Source organism: Pseudoalteromonas sp. P1-8 (assembly GCF_001399985.1).
Classification (GTDB): Bacteria; Pseudomonadota; Gammaproteobacteria; order Enterobacterales; family Alteromonadaceae; genus Pseudoalteromonas.
The window spans coordinates 30,267-47,075 of sequence record NZ_LJSO01000002.1; the positions used below are offsets into that span (position 1 = coordinate 30,267).

General features: G+C 41.2%; 13 protein-coding genes. 11 read left to right on the forward strand and 2 right to left on the reverse strand.

Annotated features, from left to right (window positions below; translation table 11 throughout):
• Window positions 1-508: 508 nt before the first annotated feature.
• The gene (locus AN213_RS03715; protein ID WP_054552813.1) at window positions 509-1,750 is read left to right on the forward strand and encodes a malic enzyme-like NAD(P)-binding protein; all 1,242 of its coding nucleotides are present in this window, start codon (window positions 509-511) and stop codon (window positions 1,748-1,750) included.
• A gap of 100 nt (window positions 1,751-1,850) precedes the next feature.
• On the opposite strand, the gene metJ is transcribed toward AN213_RS03715, so the two are convergent.
• A complete protein-coding gene (metJ, locus tag AN213_RS03720) occupies window positions 1,851-2,171 on the reverse strand; it encodes a met regulon transcriptional regulator MetJ (protein ID WP_054563330.1) in 321 nt (106 codons plus the stop codon).
• Between the two features lie 224 nt (window positions 2,172-2,395).
• Between metJ and metB the strand changes: the two genes are divergently transcribed.
• A complete protein-coding gene (gene metB / locus AN213_RS03725) occupies window positions 2,396-3,655 on the forward strand; it encodes a cystathionine gamma-synthase (protein WP_055197497.1) in 1,260 nt (419 codons plus the stop codon).
• Between the two features lie 5 nt (window positions 3,656-3,660).
• A complete protein-coding gene (gene metL / locus AN213_RS03730; protein ID WP_055197500.1) occupies window positions 3,661-6,006 on the forward strand; it encodes a bifunctional aspartate kinase/homoserine dehydrogenase II in 2,346 nt (781 codons plus the stop codon).
• Window positions 6,007-6,089: 83 nt separating this feature from the next.
• Here metL and AN213_RS03735 read toward each other — a convergent pair whose 3' ends face one another.
• Window positions 6,090-8,594, reverse strand: a complete 2,505-nt coding sequence (locus AN213_RS03735; RefSeq protein ID WP_055197503.1) for a penicillin-binding protein 1A — start codon at window positions 8,592-8,594, stop codon at window positions 6,090-6,092.
• A 132-nt stretch (window positions 8,595-8,726) separates the two neighbouring features.
• Here AN213_RS03735 and AN213_RS03740 point away from each other — a divergent pair, with 132 nt between their 5' ends.
• From AN213_RS03740 to AN213_RS03775, 8 genes are all read left to right on the forward strand, one after another.
• On the forward strand, window positions 8,727-9,806 hold the full coding sequence (locus AN213_RS03740; protein ID WP_054563334.1) for a pilus assembly protein PilM: 1,080 nt from the start codon (window positions 8,727-8,729) through the stop codon (window positions 9,804-9,806).
• Entirely contained in the window at window positions 9,794-10,366 is a 573-nt protein-coding gene (locus AN213_RS03745; protein ID WP_055197505.1) for a PilN domain-containing protein, read from the forward strand. Before AN213_RS03740 ends, AN213_RS03745 begins: the two co-directional genes overlap by 13 nt.
• Window positions 10,356-10,961: a type 4a pilus biogenesis protein PilO gene (locus AN213_RS03750; protein ID WP_054563336.1), complete on the forward strand. Its 606-nt coding sequence runs from the start codon at window positions 10,356-10,358 to the stop codon at window positions 10,959-10,961. Before AN213_RS03745 ends, AN213_RS03750 begins: the two co-directional genes overlap by 11 nt.
• Window positions 10,958-11,494, forward strand: a complete 537-nt coding sequence (locus AN213_RS03755; protein ID WP_054563337.1) for a pilus assembly protein PilP — start codon at window positions 10,958-10,960, stop codon at window positions 11,492-11,494. Before AN213_RS03750 ends, AN213_RS03755 begins: the two co-directional genes overlap by 4 nt.
• On the forward strand, window positions 11,481-13,574 hold the full coding sequence (locus AN213_RS03760; protein WP_082401713.1) for a type IV pilus secretin PilQ: 2,094 nt from the start codon (window positions 11,481-11,483) through the stop codon (window positions 13,572-13,574). The genes AN213_RS03755 and AN213_RS03760 overlap by 14 nt, the downstream gene beginning before the upstream one ends.
• Before the next feature lie 179 nt (window positions 13,575-13,753).
• Window positions 13,754-14,272, forward strand: a complete 519-nt coding sequence (aroK, locus tag AN213_RS03765) for a shikimate kinase AroK (RefSeq protein WP_036973192.1) — start codon at window positions 13,754-13,756, stop codon at window positions 14,270-14,272.
• A 27-nt stretch (window positions 14,273-14,299) separates the two neighbouring features.
• The gene (aroB, locus tag AN213_RS03770; protein ID WP_055197507.1) at window positions 14,300-15,370 is read left to right on the forward strand and encodes a 3-dehydroquinate synthase; all 1,071 of its coding nucleotides are present in this window, start codon (window positions 14,300-14,302) and stop codon (window positions 15,368-15,370) included.
• Window positions 15,370-16,770, forward strand: a complete 1,401-nt coding sequence (locus AN213_RS03775; RefSeq protein ID WP_055197509.1) for an AAA family ATPase — start codon at window positions 15,370-15,372, stop codon at window positions 16,768-16,770. Before aroB ends, AN213_RS03775 begins: the two co-directional genes overlap by 1 nt.
• Window positions 16,771-16,809: the final 39 nt, after the last annotated feature.

Below are 16,809 nucleotides of genomic sequence, written 5' to 3' on the forward strand. Positions count from 1 at the left end.
GGTTTTATTGCCTCAAAATAGATCACTTAATTAAGCGAATTGGTATAACGCTGCCACTACTTATCATCTTCACTTATGTATCTTGCATAACTATTTCTGGCTGTTATGCCCATTATGTCGCTAATTTTGCAGACAAAGTGCCACCCCTTGGCTATATTCTTGTTTGTATAAACTTTCATAAAAGTTATTAAAAATAATAAATTTAAATAACTTTGTGAGTAAATGCTGTGAACTTCGTTGAAATGGATATTTTGGGCTAACTTCGGCTAATTGCAGTGTACGTGCGTATAAAATACAAAAACACGTGCTTAAAAGGTCATAAATAGGTGAATTTTTATGTCTGATTAATCGCAACTATGCGCAGAAATTGTTGGGAAATCCTTTAAAATTAAGCGATATAGCATATAACAGGATAGACCTGATAATACTTGGAATTTTTATACATTACAGGTATCGTACTGATGCAAGCTCTCTCACTTTTTAACTTTTTGCAGGATACTATCGCGTTATGTCAGATTTTCGTGAACAAGCATTACATTACCACGCTCACCCCGTTCCAGGTAAAATTAGTGTTGAACTAACCAAGCCAGCCGAAACGGTTAACGATCTCGCTTTAGCTTATAGCCCAGGTGTGGCTGAACCAGTCCGTGAAATTGCTGCTGATCCAGCAAATGCCTATAAATATACAGGCAAAGGTAACATGGTTGCGGTTATTTCAAACGGTACCGCAATTTTAGGTTTAGGTAACTTAGGTCCGCTTGCATCAAAACCTGTAATGGAAGGTAAAGCGTTACTATTCAAACGTTTTGCTGGCCTTGACTCAATTGATATTGAAGTTAAACATCGCACAACAGAAGATTTCATTAATACGGTTGCTAACATCGCTGATACGTTTGGTGGTATCAACCTTGAAGATATTAAAGCGCCTGAGTGTTTTGAAATCGAAAAAGCACTTATCGAGCGCTGTGATATTCCAGTTTTCCACGATGACCAACATGGTACAGCTATTGTAACTGCTGCTGGTATGCTTAACGCCCTTGAAGTGCAAGGTAAAGACATCGAAGATGCCATCATCGTATGTTTAGGTGCCGGTGCTGCTGCTGTGGCTTGTATGGAGCTTTTAATTAAGTGTGGCGCACTACGTGAACACATTTATATGCTTGACCGTAAAGGTGTGATCCATACACGTCGTGATGACTTAAACGAGTATAAGCAATTATTTGCTAACAATACCGATAAGCGTACATTACAAGATGTTATTGCTGATGCTGACGTATTCGTTGGTGTATCAGGTCCTAACCTGTTAACAGCAGATGATCTTAAGCTGATGGCTGATAAGCCAGTCGTGTTTGCATGCTCAAACCCAGATCCTGAGATTGCTCCAGAAGTTGCACACAGTGCGCGTAACGATTTAATTATGGCAACGGGTCGTTCAGATTTCCCTAACCAAGTAAATAACGTGCTTTGTTTCCCATTTATTTTCCGTGGTGCGTTAGATGTTCGTGCAACGGCAATTAATGATGAAATGAAAATTGCTGCAGTTCACGCGATTCGTGGTATCGCGAAAGAGCCTGTACCAAGTGAAGTATTAAAAGCGGCTGGTGTTGAGTCACTTGAGTTTGGTGCTGAGTACATCATTCCTAAGCCAATGGACCCGCGTTTATTACCACGTATTGCACGTGCTGTTGCTGAAGCAGCAGTAGAGTCGGGCGTGGCGCAAATCGACATGCCAGAAGATTACATGCGTTAAGCTTAATTAGCTATTAGGTATATCGCGCAATAAAAAACTCAGCCTAGGCTGAGTTTTTTTATATCTGCGATTATCGGCGGTGATCCGATGGCCGAAATACTTATTCTGAATCAAGCACTGGGATATCTAATCCCATTTCTTGCATAATTTTTTTAACTTCTTCAGGTACCTTTTCAGGGTTGTCTTTACGTAGGTCGTCATCATTTGGTAATGGTTGACCTGTAAAAGCATGTAAGAAAGCTTCACACAATAACTCACTGTTCGTCGCATGACGCAGGTTATTGATCTGGCGGCGTGTACGCTCGTCAGTTAATACTTTTAATACGTTGAGTGGGATCGATACGGTAATCTTTTTTACTTGTTCTGATTTTTTACCGTGTTCTGCATATGGGTGAATGTATTCACCGTTCCATTTAGCCATAAGTTGTTTCGTTGCCTCGGTTGTCAGTGATTTACGCCTTATTCACAGCGCAAGATGCGGAAATTCTATCTCTTTAAAAAAGATAGTCAAATACTAGTTATTTAGCCATCTAGTGGTGTAAGTGTATAAACTTCTATGTGTAAGCCATAAATGCTTTGACTTCTCATATTTGATCATCTAACCTTTTAGACGTCTAAACATCCAATTTAAGAGTAGGTGATGAAATGAGCGAAAAAAATAAAGCGACGATTGCTGTTCGTCACGGCATCGAAGCCGATAAACATCATGGTGCGGTTGTACCACCAATTTACTTATCAACCACCTATTCGTTTGCTGATTTTGATACTAAGCGCCAGTATGACTATGGTCGCAGCGGTAATCCAAATCGCGATATCTTAGCTGAAACCTTAGCAGAGCTTGAAGGTGGTGCTAGAGGTATTATAACTGCAACAGGTATGTCTGCAGTGCATTTAGCCACTCAGCTATTAAACAGTGACGATACGTTAGTGATCCCACATGACTGTTATGGCGGTAGTTACCGTTTATTCACCTCGCTTGAAAAACGTGGCCTGTTAAAACTAAAAGTTTTGGATTTAACTAAAACTGAAAATCTCCAAGAAATTTTAGCGATTAAACCCAAGTTGATTTGGATTGAAACGCCAAGTAACCCAATCTTGCGTTTAACAGATATTAAAGCAATTACTAGTATTGCTAAGCAGTGTGGTGCTTTGGTTGCGGCTGACAACACCTTCTTATCACCTGCATTACAAAACCCAATTGAGTTTGGTGTTGATATTGTTGTGCACTCAACAACTAAATACATCAATGGTCACTCTGATGTAGTGGGCGGTGCAGTGATTGCTGCAACGCAAGAGCTAGGCGACGAGCTTGCTTGGTGGGCGAATAATATCGGTATTACTGGTGCACCATTTGACAGCTACTTAACGCTTCGTGGTTTACGTACTTTAAATGTACGCCTAAAGCAGCACCAAGAAAATGCCTTTGCCATTGCTGAGTATTTAGAAAGCTCACCTTATGTAAGCCAAGTTTATTACCCAGGCCTTGCTTCTCACCCACAACATGAGCTTGCTAAAGCACAGCAACGTGGCTTTGGTGGCATGGTGAGCTTTGATATTAAAGGCGATATCAACGATGCAGCAGCGTTTTTAACAAGCCTAAAAGACTTTAGCCTTGCTGAGTCGCTAGGTGGGGTAGAAAGCTTGATTTGTCACCCTGCAACAATGACCCACGCAGGTATGGAGCCTAAAGCGCGCCTTGAAGCCGGTGTAGGCGATACGCTGATCCGTATTTCTGTAGGTATTGAAGACGTAAAAGATCTCATTGCAGATTTAGACCGTGTTTTCAATTTAGTAAAACCAGGTCAAGGCCAACAAGTTAAAAAAGCTGAAGCTAAGCTAACACAGCAAGATACACAGCAAAACGCGTCATTTAAGTTAACGCCAGCACATACGGCATTGTGGTAGAAGAAATGGTAAATATTGTTCATAAATTTGGTGGCTCAAGCTTAAGCTCGGCAGATCGTTATCATGCGGTAGCGAACATTGTTCTTGCTAATACAGAGCAGGGCGATTGCGTGGTTGTGTCGGCATCGGGTAAAACAACCGATACCCTGGTAAAGCTTTGGCAAAGTTACCAGCAGCAAGATAGTCAAGCTGTTAGCGATATTCTATTGCTTATTGATAATAATCAACGGGCTTTAATTGAGCAGTTACTTATAGGTCAGAATAAACAACAGGCCTTGGCACAGTTAAAAGATGAACTTGCCGTATTAAATGAATTAATTAGTCAACAGCAGCTACTTGAAGCACCTTTACTTGCTCATGGTGAAGTGTGGTCGGCGCGGTTATTGGCCGCTTACCTAAATCAGTTAGGTGTTGATGCGCAAGATGTTGATGCAAGGCAGTTATTTACTCTAAATGATGGTCAGCTTTTACATCAAAAAAACCAACAGCAGTGCAGTGATGCGATTAGCAGAACACATATCAACGTAGTAACGGGTTTTATAGCAGCAGATTGCCAAGGTAATACGGTGACATTAGGCCGTAATGGCAGTGATTACAGTGCCACCTTGTTAGCGAGTTATACTTTTGCCAAGCAAGTGTCTATATGGACAGACACACAAGGGGTATTTAGTACTGACCCCCGTAAAGTTAAAAATGCGGTTAAGTACGCCAAGGTATGCCGCGACCAAGCTAACCTATTAGCGCGTTTAGGTAACCCAGTATTGCATGCAAAAACCTTGTCGCCGTTAAAAGACACAGAAATTAAATTGGTGGTAAGAAGTAGCTTTGATTGTGATGCAACGCCAACCGAGGTAGTAAAAGAGGGTTATAGTAAAGCAAAGCGTTTTATTACTACCTTAGATAACATCGATTTATTAAGGGTTGATAAACTAAGCAGTGGTGAAGTCGGTGAGCTTAGTCAGTTAATTCAACACAGCCTGCACCACTTTACTAAAGATGGCGATACTTACTTGTTAGTACCTGGTCAAAGTACTCACCAAGTTGTCAGCCATTTAGCGGGCCGTGCCAATATTGTCGAGTCTAATTTAAGTGGTTGTGCAGTGGTTGCACCAACAGCTGATGTAATTGCGCTGACAGAGCAAGCAACAGCGCTTTTAAAAGAGCAAAGTATTCATCCTCGTTTTGTACAACAAGACGATAACTATGTGTTGATCTTAAACGATCAGGCAATTGATAGTGATGTTTTAACCCTTCTACATGACAAGCTGGTAAACAAAGGTCAAGAGTTGGCTATTATTGTTGCTGGCCTTGGTAATGTAGGCGAAGTATTCTTATCGCAACTACAAGCTCAGTTTGCTCGTTTATCTGCTCAGTACAAAGTAAAAGTAGTAGCTCTTTTACGCTCTAAACAAATGCTTTTTAGTGCCAGTGGTTTAAATACCGAAACATGGCAAGAGCAGTGGCACAATGAAGCGCAAAGCTACGATAAAGCTGAGTTATTAGCACGTATCAATGAGCTAGATTATGAGCACAAAGTAGTGATTGATATCACTGCCAGTGAGGCTTTTAGTCAGTTGTATCCTGATTTTGTAGAGCTTAACTGTCATTTGATCAGTGCAAACAAATATGCGGGTACTGCCGCGCATAGTTGGTATCAAAACTTACGTACTAATTTAGCTGAGCGAAATCTACTATGGCGCTACAACACCAGTGTAGGCGCAGGTTTACCGATTAACTTTGCTTTAGCTGATTTACAAAATAGCGGTGACAGTATTAACCGTATTGAAGGGGTATTCTCGGGTACTTTATCGTGGTTATGTAGCAGTTACGATGGTAGCGTGCCGTTTTCAGATTTAGTGCTTCAAGCTCAGCAAATGGGCTATACAGAGCCAGATCCTCGTGAAGACTTATCTGGCCGAGATATGCAGCGTAAACTACTAATTTTAGCGCGTGACTTAGGCCTAGATTTAGAGCTAGATGACATTGCTTTAACACCTCTGATGCCTGAACAGCTTGCAGCAGGAAGCTGGCAAGATTTTCTTGCAAACAAACAGCTGCTCGATGAATTTATGACAGAAAAAGCAGCGCAAGCTGCGGCAGAAGACAAAGTGGTGCGCTACACCGGTGCTATCACACTCGTTGATGGCAAGGTTCAGGCGCAAGTTGATTTAGTTAATGTTGGCAAAGATGATGTATTAGCAAGCCTTAAACCGGGCGATAACATCTTTGTGATCAATTCACAGTGGTATACAGACAATGCATTAGTGATCCAAGGCCCTGGAGCGGGTAAAGAAGTCACTGCCGCTGGGGTGCACTCAGACCTATATTGGCTGGTAAATAACCTAAAATAATTTTGCTGATCTTAGTTTAAATAGCTAAGCAAAAAGCGCCCCAAGGGCGCTTTTTTATTGTTTCAAAATAGCAATTCACTTATTTAAAACAACTCTTCCTCTGTGCTGAGCTTTTCTTCAAATACGTCTGTTGGTTGATCAAGTACGTACTTGGTTGGTGCTGTGCCTTTAATGAAGTATTCAAAACGACTGGTATAGTCATTCTTATGGCTTAAAAGACCTGTTGCTAAGTCGATACGAACCGATACCAAACCTTCAGGAAACTCAATAGGTGCTTCTGGCATGCCATCAAGAGCTGCACGCATAAAGTCGACCCATGCAGGTTGTGCGGTTTTTGCACCCGATTCTGCACCAGATATTTGTGACTTATCAAGGTTACTATTGTAGGTCGAGCGGCCAAGGGCTTTTCCAGGGTTATCAAAACCAACCCATACCGAGGTCATCACATTGCGGTTAAAGCCACTGAACCATGTATCAACCGAGTCATTGGTAGTACCTGTTTTTCCTGCTAAATCGCGACGATCAAGTGCTTGTGCACGCCAGCCTGTACCACTCCAGCCGGTTTTGTGAGTCCAGCTACCACCACCCCAAATTGCGCTGTGCATAGCTTGCGAAATTAAGAATGCATTTTGCTTTGAAATGATACGCGGAGCACAACGCGGAGTGCTCACACTTTGTGCCTGATCCAATTGATTATCATCTAATGATGCAAACTCTGGTGTAACAACCTGCTCAGGTTCATCACAGGCAAGTTCTGGCTCTGTTTTGAATAACACATTACCAGCAGAATCCTGAATTTCAGAAATAAAGTAAGGGGTAATTAAGTGGCCGCCATTGGCGAAAGTACTCATTCCGCGAGCTAGTTCAAGAGGAGTGATTGAGGCACTACCCAGGGCCAATGACTCGCTACGATTAATATCACTATTTAAAAAACCAAACTTAAGTAAGTGATCTGCTGTACGTTCAAGACCTACACCACGTAGTAAACGGACAGAAATTACGTTTTTAGATTGAGCGAGTGCACGGCGTATTCGGATAGGGCCATTATAAACCGCCGGGCTATTCTTAGGGCGCCATGCTACACCTTGGCTTTTATCCCATTGATTAATTGGTGCATCGTTAAGAATTGAAGCGAGTGTGTAGCCGTTTTCAAGTGCTGCTGAATAAATAAATGGCTTGATGTTTGAACCAACCTGGCGTTTTGCTTGAACTGCGCGATTGTATTGGCTTTGTTCAAAGCTATAACCACCGACAATGGCTTTAATACGACCATCTTGTGGGTCAAGTGAAACAAGTGCGCTCGATGCTTCTGGTACTTGGCTAAGGATGTAGCTTTCATCTGCATTTTTACGCAGCCAAATTTGCGCTCCCGCTGATAAAATTTCAGTAGCCGTTTTTGGTGCGAAACTTTGACGGTAACGGGTAATATATTTGCGTGCCCATTTTAGACCATCCCACTCAACCTTCACTTGTTCGCCGCTTTTTAATAGCACATCAATTGATTGCTCAGCGACATTAGTTACAACACCAGCTAATAGTGGGCCAAACTCTTTGACATCTTTTAATTTAGATAAGATCTCTTCTTGGCTAAGTGGACTTTCGTTTTCACTGTCCCATAACTGAGCCGTCGCACCACGGTAGCCATGACGCATGTCGTAAGCGTGTAGATTATCAACAATGGCATCTTGTGCAGCTTGCTGAATATTTGAATCAACACTGGTGTAAACTTTAAAACCAGTATTGTAAGCACGCTCATGACCATAGCGTTCAACCATTTCAGCACGCACCATCTCAGAGATATAAGGGGCGTACACTTCAATTTCTGCACCATGGAATTTAGCTGTAATTGGCGCATTGATAGCCTCTTCGTATTCACTCTGTGTAATATACTTTTCGGTATACATACGGCCTAGTACAACGTTGCGACGAGCCTTTGCGCGTACAGGGTTGCGAATAGGGTTAAGGGCTGAAGGAGCCTTAGGTAAACCAGCGATCATCGCCATTTGCGCTAAAGTAAGCTCATTGAGGTCTTTGCCGTAGTAAACTTGTGCTGCTGCACCAATACCAAAAGCGCGGTTACCTAATTCAATTTTATTTAAATATAATTCGAGGATTTCGTCTTTACTTAATATACTTTCAATATGTAAAGCGATGAAGATCTCTTTGACCTTACGAATGTATGCTTTTTCTCTAGTTAAGAAGAAGTTACGGGCAAGCTGCATGGTTATAGTACTTGCGCCTTGTTTCTTTTCGCCTGTAGATATGAGTACAATGGCTGAACGGACGATACCAATTGGATCGATACCAATATGCTCGTAAAAACGGTTATCTTCTGTTGCTAAAATTGCATCGATTAACGGTTGGGGGATTTGATCTATTGTAACGGGAATGCGGCGTTTTTCACCGAATTGGTTAATCAATAATCCATCACGTGAGAATACCTGCATAGGTGTCTGTAATTGAACGTCTTTTAGAACCTGTACGCTAGGAATATCAGGTTTAACGTAATAGTATAGACCAACTAAAGTGATTAGTCCTAAAAATGAGCAGATGATAATAAATTGTAAAGTTCGCTTTAATAAAATCACTTATATTTTCCCTAAATGGACTCCCAATTAGAATCGGAGACTGCTAGTATATATTGATTAAAAAATGAATAATATTTTTTCAGATAAAAATTATAACTTGTTTATTATTAAAACAAAGGCCAAGTTGCAAACATGCTAAGTCAGCTATTTAAAAAGCCTTCATCTATGATGGTAGGAATCGACATCGGATCGCACTGTATAAAAGCAGTGTTGTTGCAAGAGACAGACGCAGGTTTGCGGCTTGAAGCGTTAGCTATTGAACCTATGCCTAAAGGCGCTATGTCTGAGCGTTCTATTCAAGACATAGAAGCGATAGGTAATGTTATCGCTAAACTAAAAAGAAAAATTCCTAAATCAGTGCAAACCGCAGCAGTAGCTGTTTCAGGTCAAACTGTAATTACGAAAGTGATTTTTATGGATGTATCATTAACAGATGCTGAATTAGAGTCACAAATTGCCATCGAAGCTGATAGTTTAATCCCATATCCACTTGATGAAGTAAATATCGATTTTGAAAAACTTGCCATCAATGAAGCTGATCCAAGTAAAGTGAATGTTCTTCTCTCTGCTGCGCGAACTGAAAGTGTGCAAGCGCGAGTTGGTGCTCTTGAAACAGCCAACTTAAAAGCTGCGGTTGTCGATGTAGAAACTTATGCGCTAAGTAGAGCAATGGATGTGTATTATCAACAATTACCTAGTGATGCATACAATAAATGTGTCGCTGTGGTTGATATTGGTGCTGTGCTGATGCTTGTTAGCGTTGTACAAGAAGGTGAAACAATTTACACCCGTGACCAAGTATTTGGTGGCGACCAGTATACCAATAGCATTGTTGCGTATTACAACAAAAGCTTTGATGAAGCTGAAATTGGTAAAACAACGGGTGACTTACCACCAAATTATACCTTCGAAGTTTTAGCCCCATTCCAAACTTCATTATTGCAACAAGTTCGTCGTGCAGTGCAGATGTTCTTAACAACCAGTGGTAAAGATCAAGTTGATTACATTGTCCTGACTGGCGGCACTGCTATGATCGAAGGCTTAGATAGGCTCCTAATTGAAGAGCTAGGCATTCACACTGTTGTTGCAGAGCCATTTGCTAACATTGAAATTTCGCCAAAGATTGATCGCAATATGTTGCAGCGTCACCGCACTCAATTTGCGATAGCCACAGGATTGGCATTAAGGAGCTTTTCATCATGCCACATATAAATCTGCTGCCTTGGCGCGAACAACAAAGAAAAGACTCACAAAATAAGTTCGTTACTGTGTTATTCGGCGTTGTTGTCGTTAGCTTCTTAAGTATGTATTTACTAAGCTCTTTTTATGGCGGATTACGCGATGGGCAAAATGTAAAAAATAACTTTTTGAATACAGAAATAGCTTTATTGAACCAACGTATCCGTGAAATTAACGAACTTGATAAGAAAAAAGAAAACTTACAACAGCGTATGCGTCTAATCGAAGAGCTACAAAGTAACCGTAACCTAGGTACACAAATCATGGATGAAGTCGCCAAGATTGTTCCTGCTGGGGTTTATTTAACGAAACTTGAACGTCGTGATGACCGCATTCATGTAATTGGCCGCAGTGAATCAAATAACCGTTTATCTACCATGCTGCGTCAAGTTCAGAGCTCATATTTATTAGAACGACCTATTATGCAAGGTATTGTCGCAGGTGAACAAACCTCAAGATTATTGAGTGACTTTAATATGGATTTTTACGTTAAACCATTTGATCAGATAGGTGAGGCACGCAATGAACCTTGATATCAAAGCGTTAACAGACATAGATTGGAATGAAATTGAGCTTGAAAACATGGGCGATTGGCCTATTGCTGTTAAAGCTCTGTGCTGTGCGTTTGTGGCTGCGCTGGTTTTATACTTTAGTTACAGCTTATTAGTTTCTGACGAAATCGCCAGTTATCACAGTGCCGTAGCCAAAGAAACCGAGCTACGCCAAACATACAAAGCAAAATATGCTATTGCAAGTAATTTAGAGATTTATCGCCAGCAAATGGTTGAGATGGAAGATAAGTTCTCGCAGCTTTTAAAACGCTTACCAACCTCAAACGAGACACCTGGTTTGTTAGATGACTTATCTTACGTTGGTACTACTAGTGGTTTGACGTTTTTGAAAATTGGCTGGTTACCTGAAGTTGAAAAAGAGTTTTATACAGAGCTGCCAATTAAAATAGAAGTCGTCGGGACGTACCATGAATTTGGTGAATTTGTTGGTAAAGTTGCTCAGTTACCGCGAATTGTAAGTTTGCATGACTTTACTATTCAAACTCTCGGCAATAATGAACTCACTTTTAGTGTTGTTGCTAAGACTTATCGTTATGAAGGGGGCACTAAAAAATGAAAAAGCTTCCCTTAATTATTGCGATGACACTTGTACTTAGCGCGTGTAATGATGATACTTCAGAACAAAAAGAGTTTATTGATCAGGTTAAAGCAAGTACAACACCTAAAGTTGAGCCGATTCCTGAGATCACTAAGTTCGAGCACTTTGCTTATAATGCCGGAAAATTACGTAGTCCATTTGTGGCGCCTAAACCGGAAATTATTCAGAGCAATTTAGTGCAAGTTAAAAACTGCTTACACCCAGATCCTGATCGTGTTCGTCAACCACTTGAAAAGTACCCGCTAGATAACCTTGTTATGCAAGGAACTATTGGCCGTGTTGGTAATACGTGGGCACTGATAAAAGCTGCAGACGATACGCTTTATCGAGTTACTGTAGGTAATTATATTGGTTTGTATCACGGTGAAATTAAACAAGTGCACGACAATTATATAGAATTATTAGAATTAATCCCGGATGGGGCTGGTTGTTGGAAAGAGCGCCTGACTAAGCTAGAAATGTTAGAGGCGGAAACAAATGGTGCAAGTTAATCTTATGAAAGGTAAAAAGAAGATGCATAAAGGAATGGCTTGGTTAAAACACATGCATAAATTCATGTTAGCTGCATTAGCCTTAATTTTGACGCAGACAGCAATCGCTGCCCCTTTACTGTATGACGTACGTTATAACCCGCTAATGAAAGGCGAAACACAATTACAGCTAGTATTTGATGAAGCGCTAACATTTGAACCAAAAGTTCAGGTATATAACGCCCCAGCTCGTATTGAAATGCTTTTCAGCAATGTTGGTGTTGATAATGAAGTGCGTGATGTGCCAGTTAACCAAGCAGGTATCCAGCATGTAACCAGCACCTTGACCGCAGACGGTTTAAAAGTTGTTGTAACGTTAGATAAGCTAAAAATTTATAAAACAATGGCGAAAGACAATATCGTTACTTTGCATGTTTCAGATAACCCAATCGCAACGGATGATTCAGCGGATGGACTGACAGCGTCTAGCAACTTTATTAATACAGTACAGTCGATTGATTTTCGCCGTGGTGAGAAAGGCGAAGCTCGCCTGTTAGTTTTTTTACAAGATACGCAAGCAGCAATTGATGTTCATGAGAGTGGCGGCAAAATTATTGCTGAGTTCCACCACACTGATATTTTAGACGACTTATTGTATCAATTAGATGTGATGGATTTTGGTACGGTTGTAAGTAACATCGAAACCTTCAAAGAAGGTAATATGACGCGCATTGTGGTTGAGCCAAATGCAGCGTTTAAGTTTACTCACCAACAAATTGAAAATATCTTTACGCTAACTGTTGAAAAAGATGATACACAGCGTGCCTACCTCGAAGGCGGTATTGAATATCAAGGTCGCCCAATGAGCCTTAATTTCCAAGATATTCCAATTCGCTCTGTGTTACAGATTATTGCAGGCTATAACGAGTTTAACTTAGTAACCAGTGACTCAGTTACAGGTAATATCACATTGCGTTTAGATGGAGTTCCTTGGGATCAGGCACTTGATGTTGTGCTTAAAATTAAAGGTCTTGATAAGCGCATGGACGGTACTATTTTGATGGTTGCACCATCAGAAGAACTTGCCGCACGTGAAGCAAAAGAGCTTAAGGCAAAACAGCAAGTTGAGGATTTAGAGCCACTTTACAGTGAATATATCCGCCTTAACTATGCTAAAGCAGAAGAGTTTGCTGACTTATTGAAAACAGACACCAACAGCATTATTTCTGCGCGAGGCAGTGTGTCTGTTGATAAACGTACTAATACCTTACTTATCAAAGATACAGCGAAAAGCATCGAAAGCGTGCGCCGTATGGTGGAAACTTTAGATATTCCTGTTAAGCAAGTGGTGATTGAATCACGTATGGTAACAGTGAATGATAATGTGCAAGAAGACTTAGGTGTGCGCTGGGGTATCAGCGATGTAGGAAGCGACGGTGCTATCTCTGGCACATTAGAGGGCGCTGGTGGTATGTTTGGTGCTGGCTCTTACGATAATATCCCAAGTATTTCTGACCGCTTAAATGTTAACTTACCGGTTTCTAGCCCTGCGGGTAGTATTGGTGTTCAAGTAGCTAAATTAGCTAACGGCACTATATTAGATTTAGAGCTAAGTGCTCTTGAAGAAGAAAACCGTGGTGAGATTATCGCAAGTCCTCGTATTACGACGGCTAACCAACAAAAAGCCCGTATTGAGCAAGGTACTGAGATCCCTTACGTTGAAGCAGCATCAAGTGGTGCAACGACAGTAACCTTCAAAAAAGCAGTATTGAGCTTAGAAGTAACGCCACATATCACCCCTGATAACAAAGTGATTTTAGATCTCGTTATCACGCAAGACACGCGTGGTGATACAGTACAAACACCAACAGGTTCTGCTGTAGCAATTAATACCCAAGAAATTCAAACTCAGGTATTAGTAGAAAACGGCCAAACTGTGGTGCTTGGTGGTATCTTCCAACAGCAAATCGTTAACTCAACTAAGAAAGTACCTCTGTTAGGCGATATTCCTTACTTAGGCGTATTGTTCAAAAGTACGAGTGAATTTAACGAGAAGAAAGAGCTGTTAATCTTTGTAACACCAAAAATTCAAATCGATTAAGTGATTTTTTCTTAAGCAACGAGCAATTAGCATGTTTAATTGCTCGTTATCTAGCTTTTTATGCTAATTGACTTGAAATACCCAAGCAATTACTGAGATAATCCCCTCCTTAATTTTGGGGCCAGGTCGTTAGGCGGGGTTTTATTTCAAATTTTAGAGTTCGTTTGTACTAAAAAGATATGGCTGAGAAACGTAATATATTTCTAGTGGGCCCTATGGGGGCTGGCAAAAGCACAATTGGTCGTCACATTGCTGACCAATTACACCTTGAATTTTTCGATTCAGATCAAGAGATCGAGCGTCGTACTGGAGCAGACATTGCTTGGGTATTCGATCTTGAGGGTGAAGAGGGCTTTCGACTTCGTGAAGAAACTGTAATTTCAGACCTAACTGAGATGCAAGGTATTGTTCTTGCAACTGGTGGTGGTTCTGTGATCAGTAAAGAAGTGCGTAACAAGCTATCTGCTCGCGGTATCGTTGTATACCTAGAGACACCAATCGAAAAGCAAGTTGCACGCACGCAGCGCGACAAGCGTCGCCCATTATTGCAAACAGAAGAAGCACCGCGTGATGTATTAGAACGCTTAGCTGAAGAACGCGAACCGTTATACAAAGAAGTTGCTGATTTTGTTGTCCGCACTGATGAGCAAAGCGCGAAAGTTGTTGCTAATCAAATCATCGAGAAATTAGATTTTTAAAAACCAATAATAAAAAGGAAACTAGCTATGCTTGAATTAACAGTTAATTTGGACGAGCGAAGTTATCCTATTTATATTGGTCAATCTGCTCTTAAAGAGACTGGTCGACTACGCGAGCACATCGGCGATTGTCGACCTATCATTATCACCAACGACACCATTGCACCTTTATATCTTGATGATGTAATGACGTCGTTGGTTGATCTTAACCCGTTATCTTTTACCATCCCTGATGGCGAACAATACAAATCACTTGAGTGGTTTGAAAAGATATCGGCGTTCTTACTTGAACATAACTGTGGTCGAGATACATGCCTTATTGCCTTAGGTGGCGGTGTTGTAGGTGATCTAACGGGTTTTGTTGCTGCATGTTATCAACGTGGCGTGCCTTTTATTCAAGTACCAACTACCTTGCTTTCGCAAGTGGATTCATCGGTTGGAGGCAAAACGGCAGTAAACCATCCACTTGGTAAAAACATGATTGGTGCGTTTTACCAACCACAAGCCGTGTTTATCGATACGCAATCACTTCATACTTTACCTGAGCGTGAATTCGCAGCCGGTATGGCAGAAGTCATTAAATACGGCCTTATTTACGACACTGAATTATTTGCTTACCTAGAGCAAAATATCGCTAACCTTAAATCACTTGATGAGCAAACATTGCAGCATGTGATTTACCGTTGTTGTGAAATCAAAGCCTTGATTGTTGCACAAGATGAAAAAGAAGCAGGGTTACGCGCCTTACTTAACCTAGGGCACACCTTTGGACATGCTATCGAAGCACAAATGGGTTACGGTAATTGGCTACACGGCGAAGCCGTTGCCGCAGGTATGGTGCTGGCAGCACGCCTTGCACATACCCGTGATGACTTAACTGCTACAGAAGTTGAACGCATTGTTAAATTGATTGCTGAGTATGATTTACCAGTCGATATTCCTGCAGAAATGACAAGCGAGCAGTTTTTAACGCATATGCGTAAAGATAAGAAAAACAAAAAAGGCACTATTCGCTTTATTCTTCCTACCCAATTTGGTCAATGTGCGCTGGTAAGTGATGTTACTGATCAGCAGGTTTGTGATTTAATAGCGCGCTAATGCAATCGCAAATATTGCCTAGCCGTGCTGCGCTAGTTGATCGAATCGCTCTGCAGTTTGAATATGGGCAAAATCTAATTTGCTTACTTGGCCCGTCAGGCCTTGGTAAAAGCTATTTATTAGAAACCTTCATTACTGATAAATACCTCGACTTTAATAAAGCGTTTGTTCAGTTGTCTGGAAAAATGACCGACCAACAGTTTATGACTGAACTGTTAGAACAAAGCTTTAGCAACCCGCTAATTGATCACTCTTTGAGTTTGTCTGAAAACTTCTATCAACTCTATAAGCAACAGCCTTGTGGTGATTGTTTATGGGTGATTGATGGAGGGCGTCATTTATCTGAAGAGTTAATTCAGCAATTAGAAATTCTTGCCAAGCAAGGCCCGAGCACGTTATACATATTGATTGCATCACAATCGGTCGGCCAGTTTAGCCAAGCGGTCGAAATTCACCTTGAAGCGCTTAACTTGAGCGAAAGTAAGCAACTTATGCGTTGGTTTTTCGATAACCTCCCTGTTGAAGAAGACCCAGTTTTTCGCACATTTTTACAAGAAGCGCATGGTAACCCTGCCTTATTGCTAGCTTGGCAGCCTGAACAGCAAACTGCGGATATTCGCGCACCCGAGAAAAGCTATAAACTGCTTTATATCATTTTGCTCTTAATCACAACCATGCTGCTGATCATTGGCTTTTTATATAAAGCTGATATGACCGAGTGGTGGAAAGCACATTACCAACAAGATACAACAAGCTCTGTGGCAACTGCATTACCTGCAGAAGCAGTAGTTAATGGCTCTGTAGAGAGTAAAGAGCTCGTTACAGAACAAGCTCAAGATGAGCCTCCAGCCCAGCAGCCAGTTGCTACTAATGATGATGGCAACACGACTCAGGCTGCCGAGATGCCAGTTGATGGCTCTGACAGTAAAAACCATGACAATGAAAGTCATAACAATAACGTGGCTGCGATTGTTGATAGCCTTTTGCCAGTAGAGCCAGTTACACAAGAGACTGAGCAACCAACGACAGATGAAGTTGTAGCAGCTATTATCAGCGATGCTGAGCAAGCCGAGTCTGCAATTGAGCCAGAGCAGCCATTAGCAGGGAATGCGTGGTATTTGTCTCAGCCAGACGACAATTTTGTAATCCAATTACTAGCGGTCACTAAGCAAGAGATCAGTGATAAGTTTATTAATGAAAATGGCTTGCAAGGGCAGGTAAATACTTACCAAAGCTTACGGAGCGGTAAGCCGTGGTGGATTGTAACTTATGGCAGTTATGCCACACTGAATGATGCTAAGAAGGGCGTAACAACACTTTCTGATAATGTGCGTAAAAATCAGCCGTTTTATAAAAAAATAAGTAAAATTAAACAAGAAATCGCTTCACTAAATCAGTAAATTAAAACTGATTAGTGTAAAATCGCGCAACACCGAATT